The 16,214-nt window shown below is 37.8% G+C and carries 12 protein-coding genes; 5 read left to right on the forward strand and 7 right to left on the reverse strand.

Annotation, left to right across the window (positions count from 1 at the left end):
• Positions 1-26 precede the first annotated feature (26 nt).
• The 3 genes from bla to IPP32_17475 form a co-directional block, all read right to left on the reverse strand.
• Positions 27-761: a BlaB/IND/MUS family subclass B1 metallo-beta-lactamase gene (gene bla / locus IPP32_17465; protein MBL0049874.1), complete on the reverse strand. Its 735-nt coding sequence runs from the start codon at positions 759-761 to the stop codon at positions 27-29.
• 106 nt (positions 762-867) lie between these two features.
• The gene (locus IPP32_17470) at positions 868-1,509 is read right to left on the reverse strand and encodes a hypothetical protein (protein MBL0049875.1); all 642 of its coding nucleotides are present in this window, start codon (positions 1,507-1,509) and stop codon (positions 868-870) included.
• A 5-nt stretch (positions 1,510-1,514) separates the two neighbouring features.
• On the reverse strand, positions 1,515-2,000 hold the full coding sequence (locus tag IPP32_17475; GenBank protein ID MBL0049876.1) for a hypothetical protein: 486 nt from the start codon (positions 1,998-2,000) through the stop codon (positions 1,515-1,517).
• A 102-nt stretch (positions 2,001-2,102) separates the two neighbouring features.
• On the opposite strand from IPP32_17475, the gene IPP32_17480 reads away from it, so the two are divergent.
• From IPP32_17480 to IPP32_17490, 3 genes are all read left to right on the forward strand, one after another.
• Positions 2,103-3,533, forward strand: coding sequence for a histidine--tRNA ligase (locus tag IPP32_17480; protein MBL0049877.1), 1,431 nt, complete (start codon positions 2,103-2,105; stop codon positions 3,531-3,533).
• A 102-nt stretch (positions 3,534-3,635) separates the two neighbouring features.
• Positions 3,636-4,403: an enoyl-CoA hydratase/isomerase family protein gene (locus tag IPP32_17485; GenBank protein ID MBL0049878.1), complete on the forward strand. Its 768-nt coding sequence runs from the start codon at positions 3,636-3,638 to the stop codon at positions 4,401-4,403.
• A 134-nt stretch (positions 4,404-4,537) separates the two neighbouring features.
• Positions 4,538-6,553, forward strand: a complete 2,016-nt coding sequence (locus IPP32_17490) for a tungsten formylmethanofuran dehydrogenase (GenBank protein ID MBL0049879.1) — start codon at positions 4,538-4,540, stop codon at positions 6,551-6,553.
• Here IPP32_17490 and plsY read toward each other — a convergent pair.
• The 4 genes from plsY to IPP32_17510 all read right to left on the reverse strand — a co-directional run bounded on the left by plsY (position 6,550) and on the right by IPP32_17510 (position 13,445).
• Positions 6,550-7,203, reverse strand: coding sequence for a glycerol-3-phosphate 1-O-acyltransferase PlsY (gene plsY / locus IPP32_17495; GenBank protein MBL0049880.1), 654 nt, complete (start codon positions 7,201-7,203; stop codon positions 6,550-6,552). The two genes, IPP32_17490 and plsY, sit on opposite strands and share 4 nt — an antisense overlap.
• 3 nt (positions 7,204-7,206) lie before the next feature.
• Positions 7,207-11,694: a hypothetical protein gene (locus tag IPP32_17500; GenBank protein MBL0049881.1), complete on the reverse strand. Its 4,488-nt coding sequence runs from the start codon at positions 11,692-11,694 to the stop codon at positions 7,207-7,209.
• A 5-nt stretch (positions 11,695-11,699) separates the two neighbouring features.
• Positions 11,700-12,533 (reverse strand): 50S ribosomal protein L11 methyltransferase, encoded by an 834-nt coding sequence (gene prmA / locus IPP32_17505; GenBank protein ID MBL0049882.1) that lies wholly within the window; start codon positions 12,531-12,533, stop codon positions 11,700-11,702.
• Between the two features lie 150 nt (positions 12,534-12,683).
• On the reverse strand, positions 12,684-13,445 hold the full coding sequence (locus tag IPP32_17510) for a triose-phosphate isomerase (protein MBL0049883.1): 762 nt from the start codon (positions 13,443-13,445) through the stop codon (positions 12,684-12,686).
• A gap of 150 nt (positions 13,446-13,595) precedes the next feature.
• Here IPP32_17510 and IPP32_17515 point away from each other — a divergent pair, with 150 nt between their 5' ends.
• Both IPP32_17515 and IPP32_17520 read left to right on the forward strand, forming a co-directional pair.
• Positions 13,596-14,723, forward strand: coding sequence for a glycosyltransferase family 4 protein (locus IPP32_17515; protein ID MBL0049884.1), 1,128 nt, complete (start codon positions 13,596-13,598; stop codon positions 14,721-14,723).
• Entirely contained in the window at positions 14,713-16,131 is a 1,419-nt protein-coding gene (locus IPP32_17520; GenBank protein ID MBL0049885.1) for a DUF5103 domain-containing protein, read from the forward strand. Before IPP32_17515 ends, IPP32_17520 begins: the two co-directional genes overlap by 11 nt.
• Positions 16,132-16,214: the final 83 nt, after the last annotated feature.

A 16,214-nucleotide genomic window follows, 5' to 3' on the forward strand; every position in this document is an offset into this window, starting at 1 on the left:
CCAACTCAGCTAAAGTAATTAAGGAGCTAATGTTGCGCTAATTTGTATTTTTTGATCAGTTTTAAGGTATGCTTCATTGAATTTGTGCCTTTCCAACTGTTGTGCCCCGGAATAATAAATTTAGGTTTTCCAAATTTAGTTTGGATGTTCTTTATTGTAACTGACCATTCATCCACACTGGCATCACCAAGATAACCTAAGTCTCTTGCCTCTGTACTTTTAATGAGGCAACCGCCATAAAGTATTTTCTCCTTTTCAAACCAAATTACAATATTGTCGGGCGCATGCCCCTTGCCGGGATAATAGGTTTGAAAAGTATTTTGTCCAACTTTAAATAAAGTATCTTTTTCAATCAAAAATTCGGCTCGCTTTTGATTGTTTAATTTTGAGATTTTATCAGTTTGAACGCTTGTGTAGGTTTTTATTCCTTGTTTCTTAAAATAGTCGAGCCCGCCTGTTCTATCTTCATGCGAATGCGTGGCAATGCACAAAAGAATATCTTTCCCATGCGTTTTCTTGATATAATTAATGAGCGGTTGAAATTGAGTAGTATCCCAAGGCGTATCAAACACAACAGCGCCCTGTTCGGTTAAGAGATACATGCCATTAGCCGGAACCTGATATTCCTTATATGCATTGTAAGTGGTGTACACATAAAAATTGCCGGTGAGTGGAGTTACCTGCAATTTATCTGCATTCGATTGCCCAAAAACGCAGTTCGAAATAAAACAAAAAACAAGTTGTAAGCGTAACAAAAGCATAAAGATTTTGAAGAATTTACAAGTGTTTGTAAATAGTAATTATAATTGTTTCCCGTCAATGCTTCTCGCGCGTACAGCAGTTGTGGATGCTGTAATTCGGAAACAATTAATGATTCAAAAACTCATATTTAATGGAACAATTAATTCCGACGCCTACCCCGAAATTGCCGGTATTTTTAAAAATAAATGTTCCAAATCCAGGCTGTCCGTTGGTAGCATTATTTACATCCTGTTCAAAATTAATATCTTCAGGAGAAAAGAAATTAAATATAGTTCCAAAATCGATGCTGAAATTATTCGACATTTTAATGAGTGTTCCAATGCCAATGAAGGTTCCTTGCAGCTTTTGCTCGGTTTTGATGACAAATTTTGATGCTTCATAAAAATCATCCTCGTCGATATTAGCTGTTTGTTTAAAATAAGAATGAATGAATCCTGCTGTTACGTATCCATTGCCTTTAGCGCTGTGTGGTGCAAAATACAAACGCGGACCAATTTTAAAATAATACCCTTCGATTTTATTGTGCAATAAATTTAAATTTTTTCCTGCGCTGGTGCTGAATTGATAGCCTAAATCGCAGGTCAAACCCAGTCGCTGGTTGAGCATAAATTCGGTATTGATTTCTGCGTCTTTAAAAACTGCATTCAATACATTAATACCGGTGCTAAATTGATGGTATTTAGTTGAATCTTGAGCCATTGTAGAAAAGGAAAGCAAGGTCATAAAGGCAAAAAATAGTTTCTTCATAGGTCCTACTTAGTTAGCTGTAATTTTAAAATCTTATTTGCTTCGTCAAACTCTGGGTTTTTCGTTTTTTGCGAAAAAGTACAAATGGCAACTGTTGGTTTATCAATAGTGAGACGGTATCCACATTCATCCGAAAATTCAGCACGTGCGTTGTAATTATTCACCATCAAGGTTTCGGGTGCAACCGTATCTCCCTTGAATACGAAAGTGGTTTGTTCGTAATTATGCGCAATGGGTAATTTTAAGGAGGTGAATGCACTCCCATAACTGTAATCGTAATAACCATTGTAATCGGTCGGGTATGATTGGTTTACCTCAAGCACCACAAATGAGGAATAGCCGTTGGCCACAAAACCACCAATTCCGGAATAACTACCAATTTTAACGTTCAAATAATCTTTGGTTACCAATCCAACCGAATTGCACGGTTGCTGCTTGCTACATGCGGCGAATAGAATGCCAACCGACAGTCCCAAAATCAGTTTTTTCATGTTGAAAATCTTTTTATAAAAGTAGAAATTATTTTGAACTCTGCTGCACCTAGAATTGCCTCTTGTTTTATTACCTTTGCACACTTAAAAAAAAATATGGCCATTCAAAAACCCTCTATTCCTAAAGGAACACGTGATTTTTCGCCGAGTGAAATGGTGAAACGGAATTATATTTTTGATTGCATCCGCACCCATTTTCAGCGCTTTGGGTTTTTGCCTATTGAAACTCCAGCCATGGAGAACCTGAGTACTTTAATGGGAAAGTATGGGGAAGAAGGGGATAAATTGATTTTTAAGATTTTGAATTCAGGGAATTTTCTCACCAACATCGGTATCGATAAAAAAACTGTTGAAGAGTCAAATTCATGGAAGGAAAATTTTGTAGGAGATAAATTACCGCTTGAAGGTGTAATAAATGCTAATCAATTAAGCAATCTCATCTCTGAAAAGGCTCTAAAATACGATCTCACAGTACCCTTTGCCCGGTACGTTGTGCAACATCAAAATGAAATTACCTTTCCGTTTAAGCGTTACCAAATACAACCGGTGTGGCGTGCCGACCGTCCCCAAAAAGGGCGTTACCGTGAGTTTTACCAGTGTGATGCCGATGTAATTGGAAGCAATTCATTACTGAATGAAGTAGAATTGGTGCAATTGATGGATGCCGTGTTTTCGGATTTAAAACTTCCGGTAATCATCAAAATCAACAACCGAAAAATATTGAGCGGCATTGCCGAAATAATTGGCGAAAAAGAGCGCATCATCGACATAACCGTTGCCATTGATAAATTAGATAAAATAGGTGTTGATGGGGTAAATAAAGAATTGGCTGAAGCCGGATTGAATTCAATTGCCATAGAAAAACTTCAGCCTTTGATAAACTTTGAAGGAACAACACTTGAAAAACTAAATTTCTTAAAGCAATTGCTATCGAGCTCGCCCATAGGAGTTAAGGGAATTGAAGAGGTGGAACGTATTTTTGAAACCCTTCAACTATGCAAACTTAAGACAGCCCTTTTTGAGTTAGACATAACCTTAGCGCGTGGCCTAAATTATTACACCGGTGCCATTTTTGAAGTTAAAGCCAATGCAGGTAGCCTAAGAAGCAGCATTTGCGGTGGCGGCAGATACGATGACTTAACCGGCATATTTGGCTTGCCCAATATGAGTGGCGTGGGAATTTCATTTGGTGCGGATAGAATTTATGATGTGTTGGAGGAATTAAATTTATTCCCTGAAAGTGTTGCCGCATCAACCAAAATTCTTTTTGTAAACTTTGGAAAAGCTGAAGAGAATTATTGCTTGCCATTGTTATCTAAATTACGGGATGCGGGTATTAACGCTGAACTCTATCCAGAATCAGCTAAAATGAAAAAGCAAATGAGTTATGCCGACGATAAAAAAATACCTTATGTTGTACTGGTTGGTGGAGATGAAATTAACAGCGGTCAATTAACCGTTAAAAACATGCAGTTAGGCGAGCAAAGTAAAATGGATATTGACAGCTTGCTAAAAAGCATGCTTCAGTCCTAGTGCCGGTAGCAATTTTTAATTAAGAAAAAGTAACAAATTAACACCTGTAAGGAAAGCAATCGTATTAAAAAAATCAATTACTTTGTTTCAAATTTTAAGCCCATGAGCGCATTAGGTAATGTATATTCATCCGTAGAAAAAGGAATTGGAACGGTAACATTTTTTCATCCACAAAGCAATTCATTGCCTGGAGAATTGTTACGTAAACTCGCCGCAGAAATCACCAAACTAGGAAATGAGACCTCCTGCAAAGTGATAGTACTGCAAAGTGAAGGAGAAAAGGCATTCTGCGCCGGAGCCAGTTTTGACGAATTGGTTTCGCTTGAAAACCTCGAAATGGGCAAGCACTTTTTTTCAGGATTTGCACTCGTAATTAATGCCATTCGCAAGGCACCAAAATTTGTAATTGCGCGTGTTCAGGGTAAAGCAGTAGGTGGAGGTGTTGGATTAGCCAGTGCCGCCGACTATACCTTAGCGATGGACAATGCATCTATAAAATTAAGTGAATTGGCTGTGGGTATTGGTCCATTTGTGGTGGGTCCGGCAGTTGAACGCAAAATTGGAACCGCTGCTTTTTCCTCCTTAAGCATAAATGCTAGCGAATGGCAAACGGCAGAATGGGCCAAAGAAAAAGGCTTGTATGCCGATACGTTTTCCACTATCGAAAATTTGGATAGCGCTATTCTTGCTTTGGCCGAAAAACTTGCTTTTAGTAATCCTGAAGCCATGCAATTATTAAAGCAAGTGCAGTGGGAAGGAACCGAAAACTGGGATACACTATTGCTCGAACGTGCTGAAATGAGTGGCAAATTGGTGCTTTCAGATTTCACTCGTAATGCAATTGCAAAATTTAAAACTGGCGTAAGATAAAACCGCTTGGTTATAATGAACTCTGCGGAAGCACAAACTACCGCATCAAAATAAAAATTACATTGGAAACTCAAACCGTACCAAATATAAATTCAAAAATACCGGCAACAACTTTGCTAAAAGCCTTCGAGCTTATGTGCACCGCTAAAGCGATGACAGAGTTGTATGAGGCCAATAAAGATGTAACTGCAAAGTATGTGCATGCCACATCACGCGGTCACGAAGCCATACAACTTGCGCTTGGACTGCAATTGAAAGCGCAAGACTACTTATCGGCTTATTATCGAGATGACAGTATGCTGCTCGCTATTGGCATGGAGCCTTATGAATTAATGTTGCAATTAATGGCCAAGCGTGATGATCCTTTTTCGGGTGGACGCTTGTACTATTGCCATCCGAGTTTGCGTAGAGATAACATGCCCAAAATACCTATGCAGTCGTCGGCAACCGGCATGCAGGCAATTCCGGCTACCGGTGTTGCAATGGGTTTACAGTACTTGGAAAATGAAAAATTAGCTCCTGATTATGGCGCTGATAAACCGCTTGTGGTGTGTTCCTTAGGAGATGCTTCCATTACTGAAGGCGAAGTTGCTGAGGCTTTTCAGATGGCAGTACTTAAAAAATTTCCGATACTGTATTTGGTGCAAGACAATGAGTGGGACATCAGTGCCAATGCAAAGGAGTTTCGTGCTCAAGACGCGAGTGAATATGCCAAGGGCTTTAAAGGATTGGAAACACGCACCATTGATGGCACCGATTTTTTTAGGTGTTATGAAGTGTTGGAAGAAGTGATGCAAAAAATACGAACCGAACGCAGGCCTTTTTTAGTGCACGCCAAAGTTCCTTTATTGAATCACCATACATCAGGTGTGCGTAAAGAATGGTATCGTGATGATTTATTGGAAGCCTCAAAAAGAGACCCTTTTCCACGTTTCAAAAACCAATTAATTGTGGCCGGTTTCGACCGATTTGAATTGACCAAAATGGAAGAAGCGGCTACTAAAAAAGTTGCAGAAGATTTTGCGAAGGCTGCTGCTGCAGAAGATCCGAAACCGGAAGATTTATTTTTGCACGACTTTGCTCCTACTCCCGTTACTGAAGAAAAAGGAATTCGTGAACCGCAAGGAAAAGAAAAAACGGTTATGGTGGATTGCGCTTTGTTTGCGGTGCAAGAACTGATGACCAAGCATAAGGAATGTCTGCTCTATGGACAAGATGTAGGAGGCAGACTTGGTGGAGTATTCCGTGAAGCGGCAACACTTGCGCAAAAGTTTGGCGACAATCGTGTTTTTAATACGCCCATTCAAGAAGCATTTATTATTGGAAGTACTGCAGGAATGAGTGCTACAGGATGCAAACCCATAGTAGAAGTGCAATTTGCAGATTACATTTGGCCGGGTTTAAATCAGTTGTTTACAGAGGTGAGCCGTTCCTGTTATTTAAGCAATGGCAAATGGCCGGTGAGTTGCATTATTCGTGTGCCCATTGGTGCTTATGGAAGCGGAGGTCCTTACCATTCTTCGAGTGTAGAATCTGTTTTGACAAATATTGGAGGGATAAAAATCGCTTATCCTAGCACCGGTGCCGATTTAAAAGGCTTGATGAAAGCAGCATATTATGACCCTAATCCTGTGGTGATGTTAGAGCACAAAGGTCTTTACTGGAGCAAAATAAAAGGTACAGAAGATGCGAAAACAATTGAGCCGGATGAGGACTATATTATTCCATTTGGTAAGGCAAGAACTGTTCTTACAGCGTCAGAGGATTGCATTAAAAAAGGCAAAACGCTATGCATAATTACTTATGGAATGGGCGTGTATTGGGCGAAAGAAGCGGCTAAGAATTTTCCTTCCCAAATAGAAATTTTGGATTTACGTACACTTGTTCCATTGGATACAGAAAGCATTTATGCATCCGTAAAAAAACACAGCAAATGTATTGTGCTCACCGAAGAGCCTACTGTAAACAGTTTTGCGCAAAGTTTAGCCGGAAAAATTTCGAAAAATTGCTTTCAGTTTTTGGATGCTCCTGTAGAAGTGGTGGGTTCGGAAAATTTACCTGCTATACCGCTTAATGCAACCTTAGAAGCCACGATGTTACCCAATGCTGAGAAAGTGGCGGCTGTGATTGCAGGGATGTTGGTGTGTTAAATTTCTGATACTTCCTCTCGTTTAGGTTTTCTCAAGTGAATTTTGGATTCCTTTTTTGCGAGTAATCGTTCAATATTTTTTTGGTGCGTTATCAATACAATAACCGTGATAAACATGCTAAAAATAACCATGGAAGGCACCCGCGAGTCCATTGCAAAAATAACTACATTGGGAAAAGCAAAGGAAGCAATAATGGAGCTGAGTGAAACGTATTTAGTAGATAGAAATACAATAATAAAGACAGCAAGTGAAATTAATGCAGCGGTAGGATTGAGTGCCAACACAATTCCCAATAAGGTTGCAACTCCCTTGCCTCCTCTAAATCCCACATATACAGGAAATACATGCCCCATTAATGCGGCAACAGCAAACACCAATTCGAGATCTACTAACAAGGCTGAGCCCGGTGCATAATCACTAATCAAAACAGCGAGGCGCACGGAGAACCAACCCTTTAAAACATCAATAATCAACACTGGAATTCCTGCCTTATATCCCAGTACTCTAAAGGTATTGGTAGCACCTGAATTTCCGCTTCCGAATTCGCGTACATCAATGTTATAAAAATACTGCCCAATCCACACTGAAGTTGGTATAGAACCTAGCAAATAGGCAATAATCAAATACAGAATATTTTCGGGTGTTATCATGAATTATTTTTCCTGGGTATCAATTTTTTTAAGGAAAGATGTCTTCTTAGCTGCAGTGGAAAGATTGTAGGAATATTGTGTTTGGCCCTTTTCCACTTCCATTTTACGTTTATCTGCTTTCATGTCGCGAATAATAGAATTAAATTTTTCATCGGATGAAATGGCTTGCATGAGGCTGGTTTGATAATTAAAGAAATACCAATTGGCACCGTCAATTTCTAAATACACGGTAAGTATATCTCCAGCTCGCTTTTTAGCCAACTCAATTTTTCCACCCATAAATTTATTTATTTGGTTTTTAAATACACTTCCTACGCCAATTGGTCCATCCGAAACAAAAGATTTAGTATTGGAATTCCATTTCATTTTCACATCGGTAAGTATTATTGAATGTTCCATCGCATCAGGGAACTTCTTAAAAGAACCGTATAAATTCACTTGAGAAATTAATTTATCTGCATCCGCTTTACCGAGCATTTCGCGCAAAGCACGCTCATAAGTAGTGCGGCTAAGCGAAGCAAACGGAGCAGTGGATGTTTCGAAACGATTTCCCATGTTCTTTAAGGCATCGTCGGCAAAGAAAAAGTCAAGTGTAATTACTACATCAAAGGCAACTGAATCATTTTGCAAATCATCCACACCATTTCCGTAAACATTAAATTTAACCTGTCCCAATCCATTGGTCATTTCCAATTTTCCTTCGGCATACAATTTACAATTGGCAGTATTTAAGCTCACATAATTTCCGGGGAAATTAATTTCTTTGATTTTATCCTTGTTTGAAATTTTGTATTCGCGTGAGGCTTTATCATAAAACAAATACCCATCAGCACCTGCAACAATTTGATCGCTAAAGGTAACTCGGCGGCTGAGGAATGCTGGATAGCAGTGTGTAGAATCAGCTGTATACATAATACCTGCCACCAGTTTATCGTTATTATTATCCTTCATATCTTTTGCAATAGGGATATAAATTTCACTCGGATTTATTTCTCCACTAAAGCTCAACCAGCTTTTTCCTATGTGTGGACATTCATGCTTGATGAGGAATGAACCGTCGAATGTGAGGAATTGTTGATTGGCATAGAGTTTTGCTTTACCGCGATAATCAAAGTACGGACTAAGTGTAAATTTAGATTCCTCGGTAATATCACCAATTGCAAAGGATTGGAAAGTAGTATCGGTAGAAATGTTTGTGAAATGAATTTTTTGTTTCTCCTTGGTTTCGCTCACATAATCATAATCGCCCGAGCCGGAGTATTTTTTACGGGCCAAAATATTTACCGAAACATTGTAAATGTTGTGGTACTTTGTTACTAAGTTGGCCAATATTTTGGCATTGTTAAGTGTTTCCATTTTTGCTTTTTTCTGAATCACTACATTACCGCTATCCGGAAATATACGGGCATCTGCAACGTTTATGTATTTAACTTCCTTACAAGAAATCAAATAACTCTTTAAATCGTAGCGTGCTCTTGGCGAGAAAAAGCGCAAGGAATCTTGATCCGGATGCACCGAAATAAACTCAGACCCTTCCAAATTCAATGAACCTTCATCCGACTCTTCGGCTGTGTTGTTATTGACTGAAGTTTTTGATTTGGTAGAAGCCGAAAGTTCTATACTTTTTTGATCCATAAACCAAGTAAATTTATCCATGAAACAGATGTATTGATTTACTGGAAAATTTACAAAAGAACCTTCTCCATTGCTCTTAAAGACACCTTGTCGTTTTGCAAAATCAACGTGCGCATTTACATTCTTAGTGCTAAATGCAAGGGCACTCAACTCTTCTGCATTCAACTGAAAATCGGAAGTATCGGCATCAAATGTAATTTTATTGAAAACCATTTTATCTGAAAACAAGGAGGCTTTTGAAAAATCCATTCGCCCTTTACCGGTCATACCTGTTGGTGTTAGCGTTGATTTACCAAATAATTCAGCTTGTCCGGTATAAAAATCCATGGGCTTTCGGATTCCATTGTCTTCCATGTAATCTTTGTAAGGCATCCAATGTGCATAAACACTGTCACCCTTCACCGGAGGAAATTCAATGGCGCCTGCCTGTTCTTTGTTTTCAAAGCTTTGCGCAATTGCGTTCATGGAATCAGGGAAGAAAATAAAGTCCTTGCTTTTGGTGGTGGAAGTTACATACTCCAACGTTCCATCTCCACGCAAACCTTTATTACTAAGTTTAATGGTGGAAGTATACGTTCCTTTGTTACCATACATAGGGAATCCACCGGCAGGTGTTTCACGTTTAAAACCAAGTGAATAATCTTCTTGTAAACGCAGCGTTTCATCAAAGTCGGGAAAAATTCCTCCAGAGGCCAATGTACCTTTAAATGCCAAGGCTTCATTTGTAAAGTTATCCAAGCTATCGATGGTATAAGGGGTTAACTTAAAATAAAAACTATCGCGCTTATAAACTCCCTTTTGAATACCACTGCGCGAATAATAAGCAAAAGATTCCTTCTTGCTATTAAAGATGGGATAATCCGGATAATCCACTGTACCCGATTTATTCGTTGGTCGATCAATCAACAAATCACCGTTTACACTTTCTATAACTGTTTTACAATACACCAATTTTCGTTCGTTGTATTCATTTACCTCGTTAGCCAACACCTTTATTCGTAAGGAATCCACGTTGGTTAAATTAATCTTGAAGAGGGTGTAATCAAAATTAAATTCCTTTCCGAAAAACTGAAATCGACCGGCATTAACAACACCCGCAAAATCAAAATCGCGATTTTTGCGCACCAACACCGTTTGGTTTTTAGGATAAATATTTACGTTTTGTGAATCACTTAAAAAGATGCGTTCCACACCGTCAATACGCAAATCGAAATTCAACAAATTAAGGCTGGCGTTGGTTTCGCTTCCACCTACTGTAGAATTAAATTGAATCACATCATAATCGCGCTTTTTCTCGCTGTTGCGGATATAATCAAACAATCGATCCTTCACTACCACTTTATCTAAATCCACATTATAAGTTAAGAAACCACCATTTGCCAAAATCATCAACATGGGTTTAACTTGATCCGGAGAGAGTTGCATAAAACGCGATAAACTTACAGGGTCAAATTCCTTACCACCTGCATTTTGCTTCATCACAAATTGACGAATGCGGTACAAGGGATTCACATCATCCATACCTTGCAAACGCTCAAAACGCGCAGCTCTAAAAAATGCAGAGGACTCAAATAGAGCTGAGCTTTCAGCACTACCTTTAATATTTTTTAATTCAATTTTTGGTTCATCCATTCGCCAATACAAGGCTTCAAAATACATGTCAAGTTTATGAAAGCTATCAAAATAGGGCGTTCTAGCCGTTCCTTGCTGGTCGCGGATGAGTACCACTTCCTTATCCTTATAACTAAACTTTAGCTGCAAGCCTGGATGATAGATAGAATCCCCATCAAAATAAAAAGTTATTTCTGCTTTGTCGGAAGTAATGCGTTCCGGCTTCATGATATACTGCAAGGAGGCGGACTTTAAAAACAATTTCTTATTACGGAAAAATTTTAAGAACGCAGGATTGTCTCTGTCGCCTGTTCCAATTATTTTAGAGCCCTTTACCGAAAAGCCTCCATCATAATCCACATCCTGATAAATGTTGGCAATTACCAAACGTTTATCATACGAATCAAATTGAGGATACACGGCGCGCTCTTCGGTCATGTTCACAAATACTTTATCTTGTAATACCCCGAGTAGTGGCTTTTGAAAATAAATAGTGTTATGATACAAGACAGAATCGGCACGGTATTGTGATGATTTAAATACAATAGAATATCTTTTTAACTCAGCATAAGCTTGCTCAGCAGGCACTCCGGCGCGTCTCCAATTTACCGTTCCTCCCTTCCCTATCCAACGCTGAGTACTGGGATAATAGGTTCCTTGGGTAGAATAAATAACTGAACTATCATCCTTAATAATACAGCGCAAATCCGTTTCACCAAACACCACTTTGGGAACACTGTCGAATTCAAAAGTATAATTGCTCCCACTAGCTTTCCACTCAAGTGTTGAATTTTTGAAAATGGTATTGGTAGAAAATAAGTTATCGCTCATCTCAATAAAATCGCTGAACTTGTTGGCACTTTTTCCTAGAATTTTATCAATACTTAATTGCCAGGCTGTAAAACTTTTATCGGTTTGACCGGAGTTAACAAAGTTCATAGCCGAAGACAAATAATTTTTAAAATCTGGAAACATCTTAAGGCGCTTTGCAAACATCAAGTTGCAAGTACTAATCATAATACCTTGCTGACTGCTGGTAAATTTTTGACCATTCCAAGCCACTTCAAAAAGCTCCATAAATTCATGAGTTGCCTTTTTATCTTGGTCTTCCATTTGATCTTTAATTTTTTTAAGAAACTCAGTTGGGTCATCCGGGAATACTTTCTTCACTAGTGTTTGCGAAAAAGCATTCTCCATTCCAATGGAAAAGATGAGAACAACAAGAAGAAGTTTGATTTTATTCATTGTATTTATTTTTGTAATCCTATTAAAGCCCAATTATTTTTAGTGATTTTTTTAACCAAATGAAAACCCAATTTTTGTGCGTGCTCAAATAATAAAGGTGTATCCACATCAAAGAATCCACTAATTAACAATTCACCCTTTTCCTCCAATGCAGCATAGTAATGAAACATGTCGTTAAGCAAAATATTTCGATTAATATTGGCCAAAATAATATTGAATTTATGCCCTTTTAAAAGTGCGGCATCTCCAAGTTTAACGCATATCTGTGGACAACTATTTAAAGCACAATTTTCAAGTGAATTTTCATAACTCCAAGAATCATTATCAATAGCCAACACTTCCTTAGCAGTTAGTTTTGCAGCTAAGATTGCCAACACTGAAGTTCCACATCCCATATCAAGCAAACTTTTACCGGCAATATTCATAGCTAGTAATTGCTGCAACATTAAATAGGTGGTTTCGTGATGTCCTGTTCCAAACGACATTTTGGGTTCAATTATAATATCGTATTTTGCTGTGGCTGTTTTTGGATGAAAAGGAGCGCGCACTGTACAAATACCATCCACATCAATAGGTTCAAAATTACTTTCCCAAGAAGCGTTCCAGTTTTGAGCAGGTATTTCCTTTTTTGTGAAAGAAATTTTACATCCGCGCTCCGCATAAGCAGCAAGCAGCTTAGCTAATTTTGCTGCATCAAATAAGCCCTTTTGAATAAATGCTTGCAAGCCGGTATCTAGGTTGACAAAACTTTCAAACCCAACTTCTGCAAGTTCGGCAGTGAGAATATCATCAAAAGGATGAAGTGGCACGAGTTCAAAATTGACTTCAATATAATCCATGCAGCAGTTGAATTTGAGACTTTTGTAGGGATAATCTCAATCGTTCAAATATAAAAGAAAACTTAAATTAGTTTGTTCCTTACTTTTCAACAAAATAGGAACATTCGATTAATTTTAAAGTATAAACTATTACAACTTAAGTGCCTGAATTTAAAATGAATTTGCAATGGCCACAAAGTCCTTCGCTTTTAGAGCTGCACCACCAATAAGTCCACCATCCACATCTGCATTGGCAAAAAGCTCCTTTGCATTTGCGGCATTACAACTCCCACCGTAGAGAATGGAGCAATCTATCGCAACTGCATCTCCATATTTATCGGTCACCACTTCTCGAATAAACTGATGTATTTCTTGCGCTTGGGCTGAACTTGCTGTTACCCCCGTACCAATTGCCCATACCGGTTCATAAGCAATTACAACTTTCGCAAAATCTGCAGAAGCGAGGTGAAAAAGCCCGTTTACCAGTTGATTTTTTATTATTTCAAAATGCTTTCCTGCCTCCCGCTCTGCCAATGTTTCGCCACAACAAAAGATAGGATTAAGATTATTTGTCAAAACTTGTCCCAGCTTTTTCACCAACAATTCATCGGTCTCGTGAAACATCGCACGTCTTTCTGAATGCCCAAGAATTACATAGGTAACGCCTAAACTAGAGATCATTTTTGCCGATACTTCACCGGTATAGGCACCTGCACTTTCGCTTGCGCAATTTTGAGCTCCAACAGAAATGCTGCTATTGGAAGGAATTTTAGCATGCACTTCCATTATAAATGGAAAGGATGGGCATAGAACCAATTCAACTCCATCAGGAGTATTTGCAGCAAATTCTTTTACTACATCAGAAGCCAACAACTGGGCTTCTGCAAAAGTTAAATTCATTTTCCAGTTACCGGCCACTATTTTCTTTCTCATGAGGATTGTATTTGTAGGTTACAAAGTAAAGAAATTTGAAATTATAGTGCGCATACTCGTTTCAGGAAAAAAATGCTTGCTGCATCAATTTTATTTACTTTCGCAATCCGTGTAAAGCGTAGCCAATAATAAATCATATCTTTATTTCCGGTGAAAAAGGAAAAAATTAAACTCATCTATATTATCTCGGATATCGACCGTGCCATTGCATTTGAGTGGGTAGTTGAAAATATAGACCGAAGTAAATTCGAGCTTGAATTCGTATTGATAAATTCCTCCGAATCTTATTTTAAAAATTATTTGAGTAAAAAAGCGGTACCCTTTTATTTAGTAGAGGCCAAATCAAAAAAACAGTATCCGGCAGCGCTTCTTTCCCTAATTAATCATTTGAGAAAATCAAAAGCCGACATGGTGCATACCCACCTGTTTACTGCCTCCCTACTCGGTTTAACCGCAGCACGAATTTGTGGCATAAAAAAAAGAATTCACACGCGACACCATGCTTCTCAGCATCACATGTACCACCCCAATGCCATAAAATACGATAGGTGGATTAATTTTATATCCACAAAAATAATTGCTATCACTGAAAATGTGAAAAACATTTTAATACAACAAGAAGGAGTTAAAAAAGATAAAATAGTAATTGTTCACCATGGTTTTGATTTAGATTTTTTTTCATCTGTATCTGCCGATCGTATCCAAGCTATAAAAAACAAATACAATGCTTCACAACAGTATCCAATAATTGGTGTTGTTTCGCGTTATACTTGGTGGAAAGGGGTACAACACATTATTCCGGCTTTTAAAAAGCTATTAGTTGATTTTCCAAATGTAAAATTAGTATTGGCAAATACGAATGGTAACGATGCTTTGCGTATTAAAGAATTGCTGAAACAAATTCCTTCCACAAATTTTCTTGAAGTTGAATTCGAATACGACAATGCAGCACTCTATCACTTATTTGATGTGTTTGTGCATGTACCTATTAATGCGCATGCAGAAGCATTTGGACAAACCTATGTAGAAGCCTTAGCAGCCGGAATTCCTTCTGTATTTACCCTTTCGGGAATTGCACATGATTTTATTGTTGACAAAAAAAATGCGGTGGTGGTAGACTATGAAAAGGAAGAAGAAATTTATGATGGTATGAAACTTATACTTCAAAATAAGGAACTGAAAAGCACCCTAATAAAAAATGGATTGAACGATGTCACTCAACTCTTCTCCTTAAAAACCATGATTTCTGAACTTGAAAAAATTTATCTTGAAAAATAAAACTAAGGCATATTCTAAAATTAAAACCAGCTTCATTGCATCTATTAAAATCCTTGAAGATACTACTGCAGGCTCATTAACGATAGGGATGAAATTATTTGCTTGCGTGCTGCTATTTCAATTTTTTATGCTATCACAAAGAGTAAGTGCTTCTCATGTGTTGCCTCATAAAAGTACTGAAGATTATTTTACTCCCGATTACCTGCGTTTTGAAAACATTATCTATAAAGAAAATATTAAAACGGTTCAACTTGCTCCATCAGGCGCAGAACTTGCCTTTCCAATTATTGAATTAAACGGCGAAGATAAATTGCAATTGAGTTTTGACGATTTGGATGCCGATCGAAAAACATATAATTATACCTTGATACACTGCGATGCCTCATGGAACCCAACGAATATGGTGCGCAGTGATTACCTTTCCGGATTTAATGACGAACTTATTACAGACTATAAATTTTCATTTAATTCCATTCAACGTTACACCCATTTTAATTTAGTATTTCCAACAGACGGAATAAAAATTACAAAATCAGGCAATTACATTATTAAAGTTTTTCAAGATTACGATGAACAAAATGTGGTGCTTACGCGTAGATTTTTGGTGTACGATAAAAAAGTGGATGTTGTGGGAAGTGCCAAAGTTGCAACAATTATTAACGACCGCTATACAAAACAAGAAGTAGATTTTAACATTAATAATCCCGATTTTGAAATTAACGACCCTTTCGAAAATTTAAAAGTTACGCTGCTTCAAAATCAGCGTTTCGACAATGCCATCACTTCACTCAAGCCAACATTTACGAAACCCGGACAATTGGTTTACGATTATGATGAAGGCAACGTTTTTAATGGCGGAAATGAGTTTCGCTATTTTGAAGATAAAGTTTTTAACGCACCTAATGAACGCATCAGTCGCTTTGTTTTTGATGAAAAAAAGCAAAACAATGTGTATCTCCTTCCGGAAGAAAAAAGAGCATTTAAGCGTTATAGTTCTATGCGCGACATCAATGGGAGTTATGTTATTCGCACCTTAGCGGGATATGATGGTGACACGGATGGAGATTATGCCTATGTTCATTTTTCTTTACCATGCGTTGAACCCTTGCAAAATGCGGAGGTATATGTTTTTGGTGCCCTTAGCAATTGGAATTATTTGCCCGAGTTTAAAATGAATTACGACACTACTTTTTCAACTTATGTGGCGAGTCCATATTTAAAACAAGGGTATTACAATTATTCCTACGTGGTTTTGAAAAACGGAGAAACAATTGCAGATGAAAGTACCTTCGAAGCCAATCATTACGAAACAGAAAACGATTATTATATTTTGGTTTACTACAAAACATTCGGCACTTATTATTATCAGTTAATCGGTTATAAACGATTAAACAGCACAGGAAAATAAAAAATGTAAATTGTTAAAATTGCTTCCAATCCCTTTTAAGAACAAAAATCTGTTAAGAAAATTTCGATGGTTACTTGTGTGAA

The sequence above is a fragment of the Bacteroidota bacterium genome (assembly GCA_016721765.1).
GTDB lineage: Bacteria > Bacteroidota > Bacteroidia > UBA4408 > UBA4408 > UBA4408.

Bases quoted from the DNA above. Each gene is read 5' to 3' on its own strand.
- bla (MBL0049874.1), bottom strand. From the start codon at position 761: ATGCTTTTGTTACGCTTACAACTTGTTTTTTGTTTTATTTCGAACTGC.
- IPP32_17470 (MBL0049875.1), bottom strand. From the start codon at position 1,509: ATGAAGAAACTATTTTTTGCCTTTATGACCTTGCTTTCCTTTTCTACA.
- IPP32_17475 (MBL0049876.1), bottom strand. From the start codon at position 2,000: ATGAAAAAACTGATTTTGGGACTGTCGGTTGGCATTCTATTCGCCGCA.
- IPP32_17485 (MBL0049878.1), top strand. From the start codon at position 3,636: ATGAGCGCATTAGGTAATGTATATTCATCCGTAGAAAAAGGAATTGGA.
- IPP32_17490 (MBL0049879.1), top strand. From the start codon at position 4,538: ATGTGCACCGCTAAAGCGATGACAGAGTTGTATGAGGCCAATAAAGAT.
- plsY (MBL0049880.1), bottom strand. From the start codon at position 7,203: ATGATAACACCCGAAAATATTCTGTATTTGATTATTGCCTATTTGCTA.
- IPP32_17500 (MBL0049881.1), bottom strand. From the start codon at position 11,694: ATGAATAAAATCAAACTTCTTCTTGTTGTTCTCATCTTTTCCATTGGA.
- prmA (MBL0049882.1), bottom strand. From the start codon at position 12,533: ATGGATTATATTGAAGTCAATTTTGAACTCGTGCCACTTCATCCTTTT.
- IPP32_17510 (MBL0049883.1), bottom strand. From the start codon at position 13,445: ATGAGAAAGAAAATAGTGGCCGGTAACTGGAAAATGAATTTAACTTTT.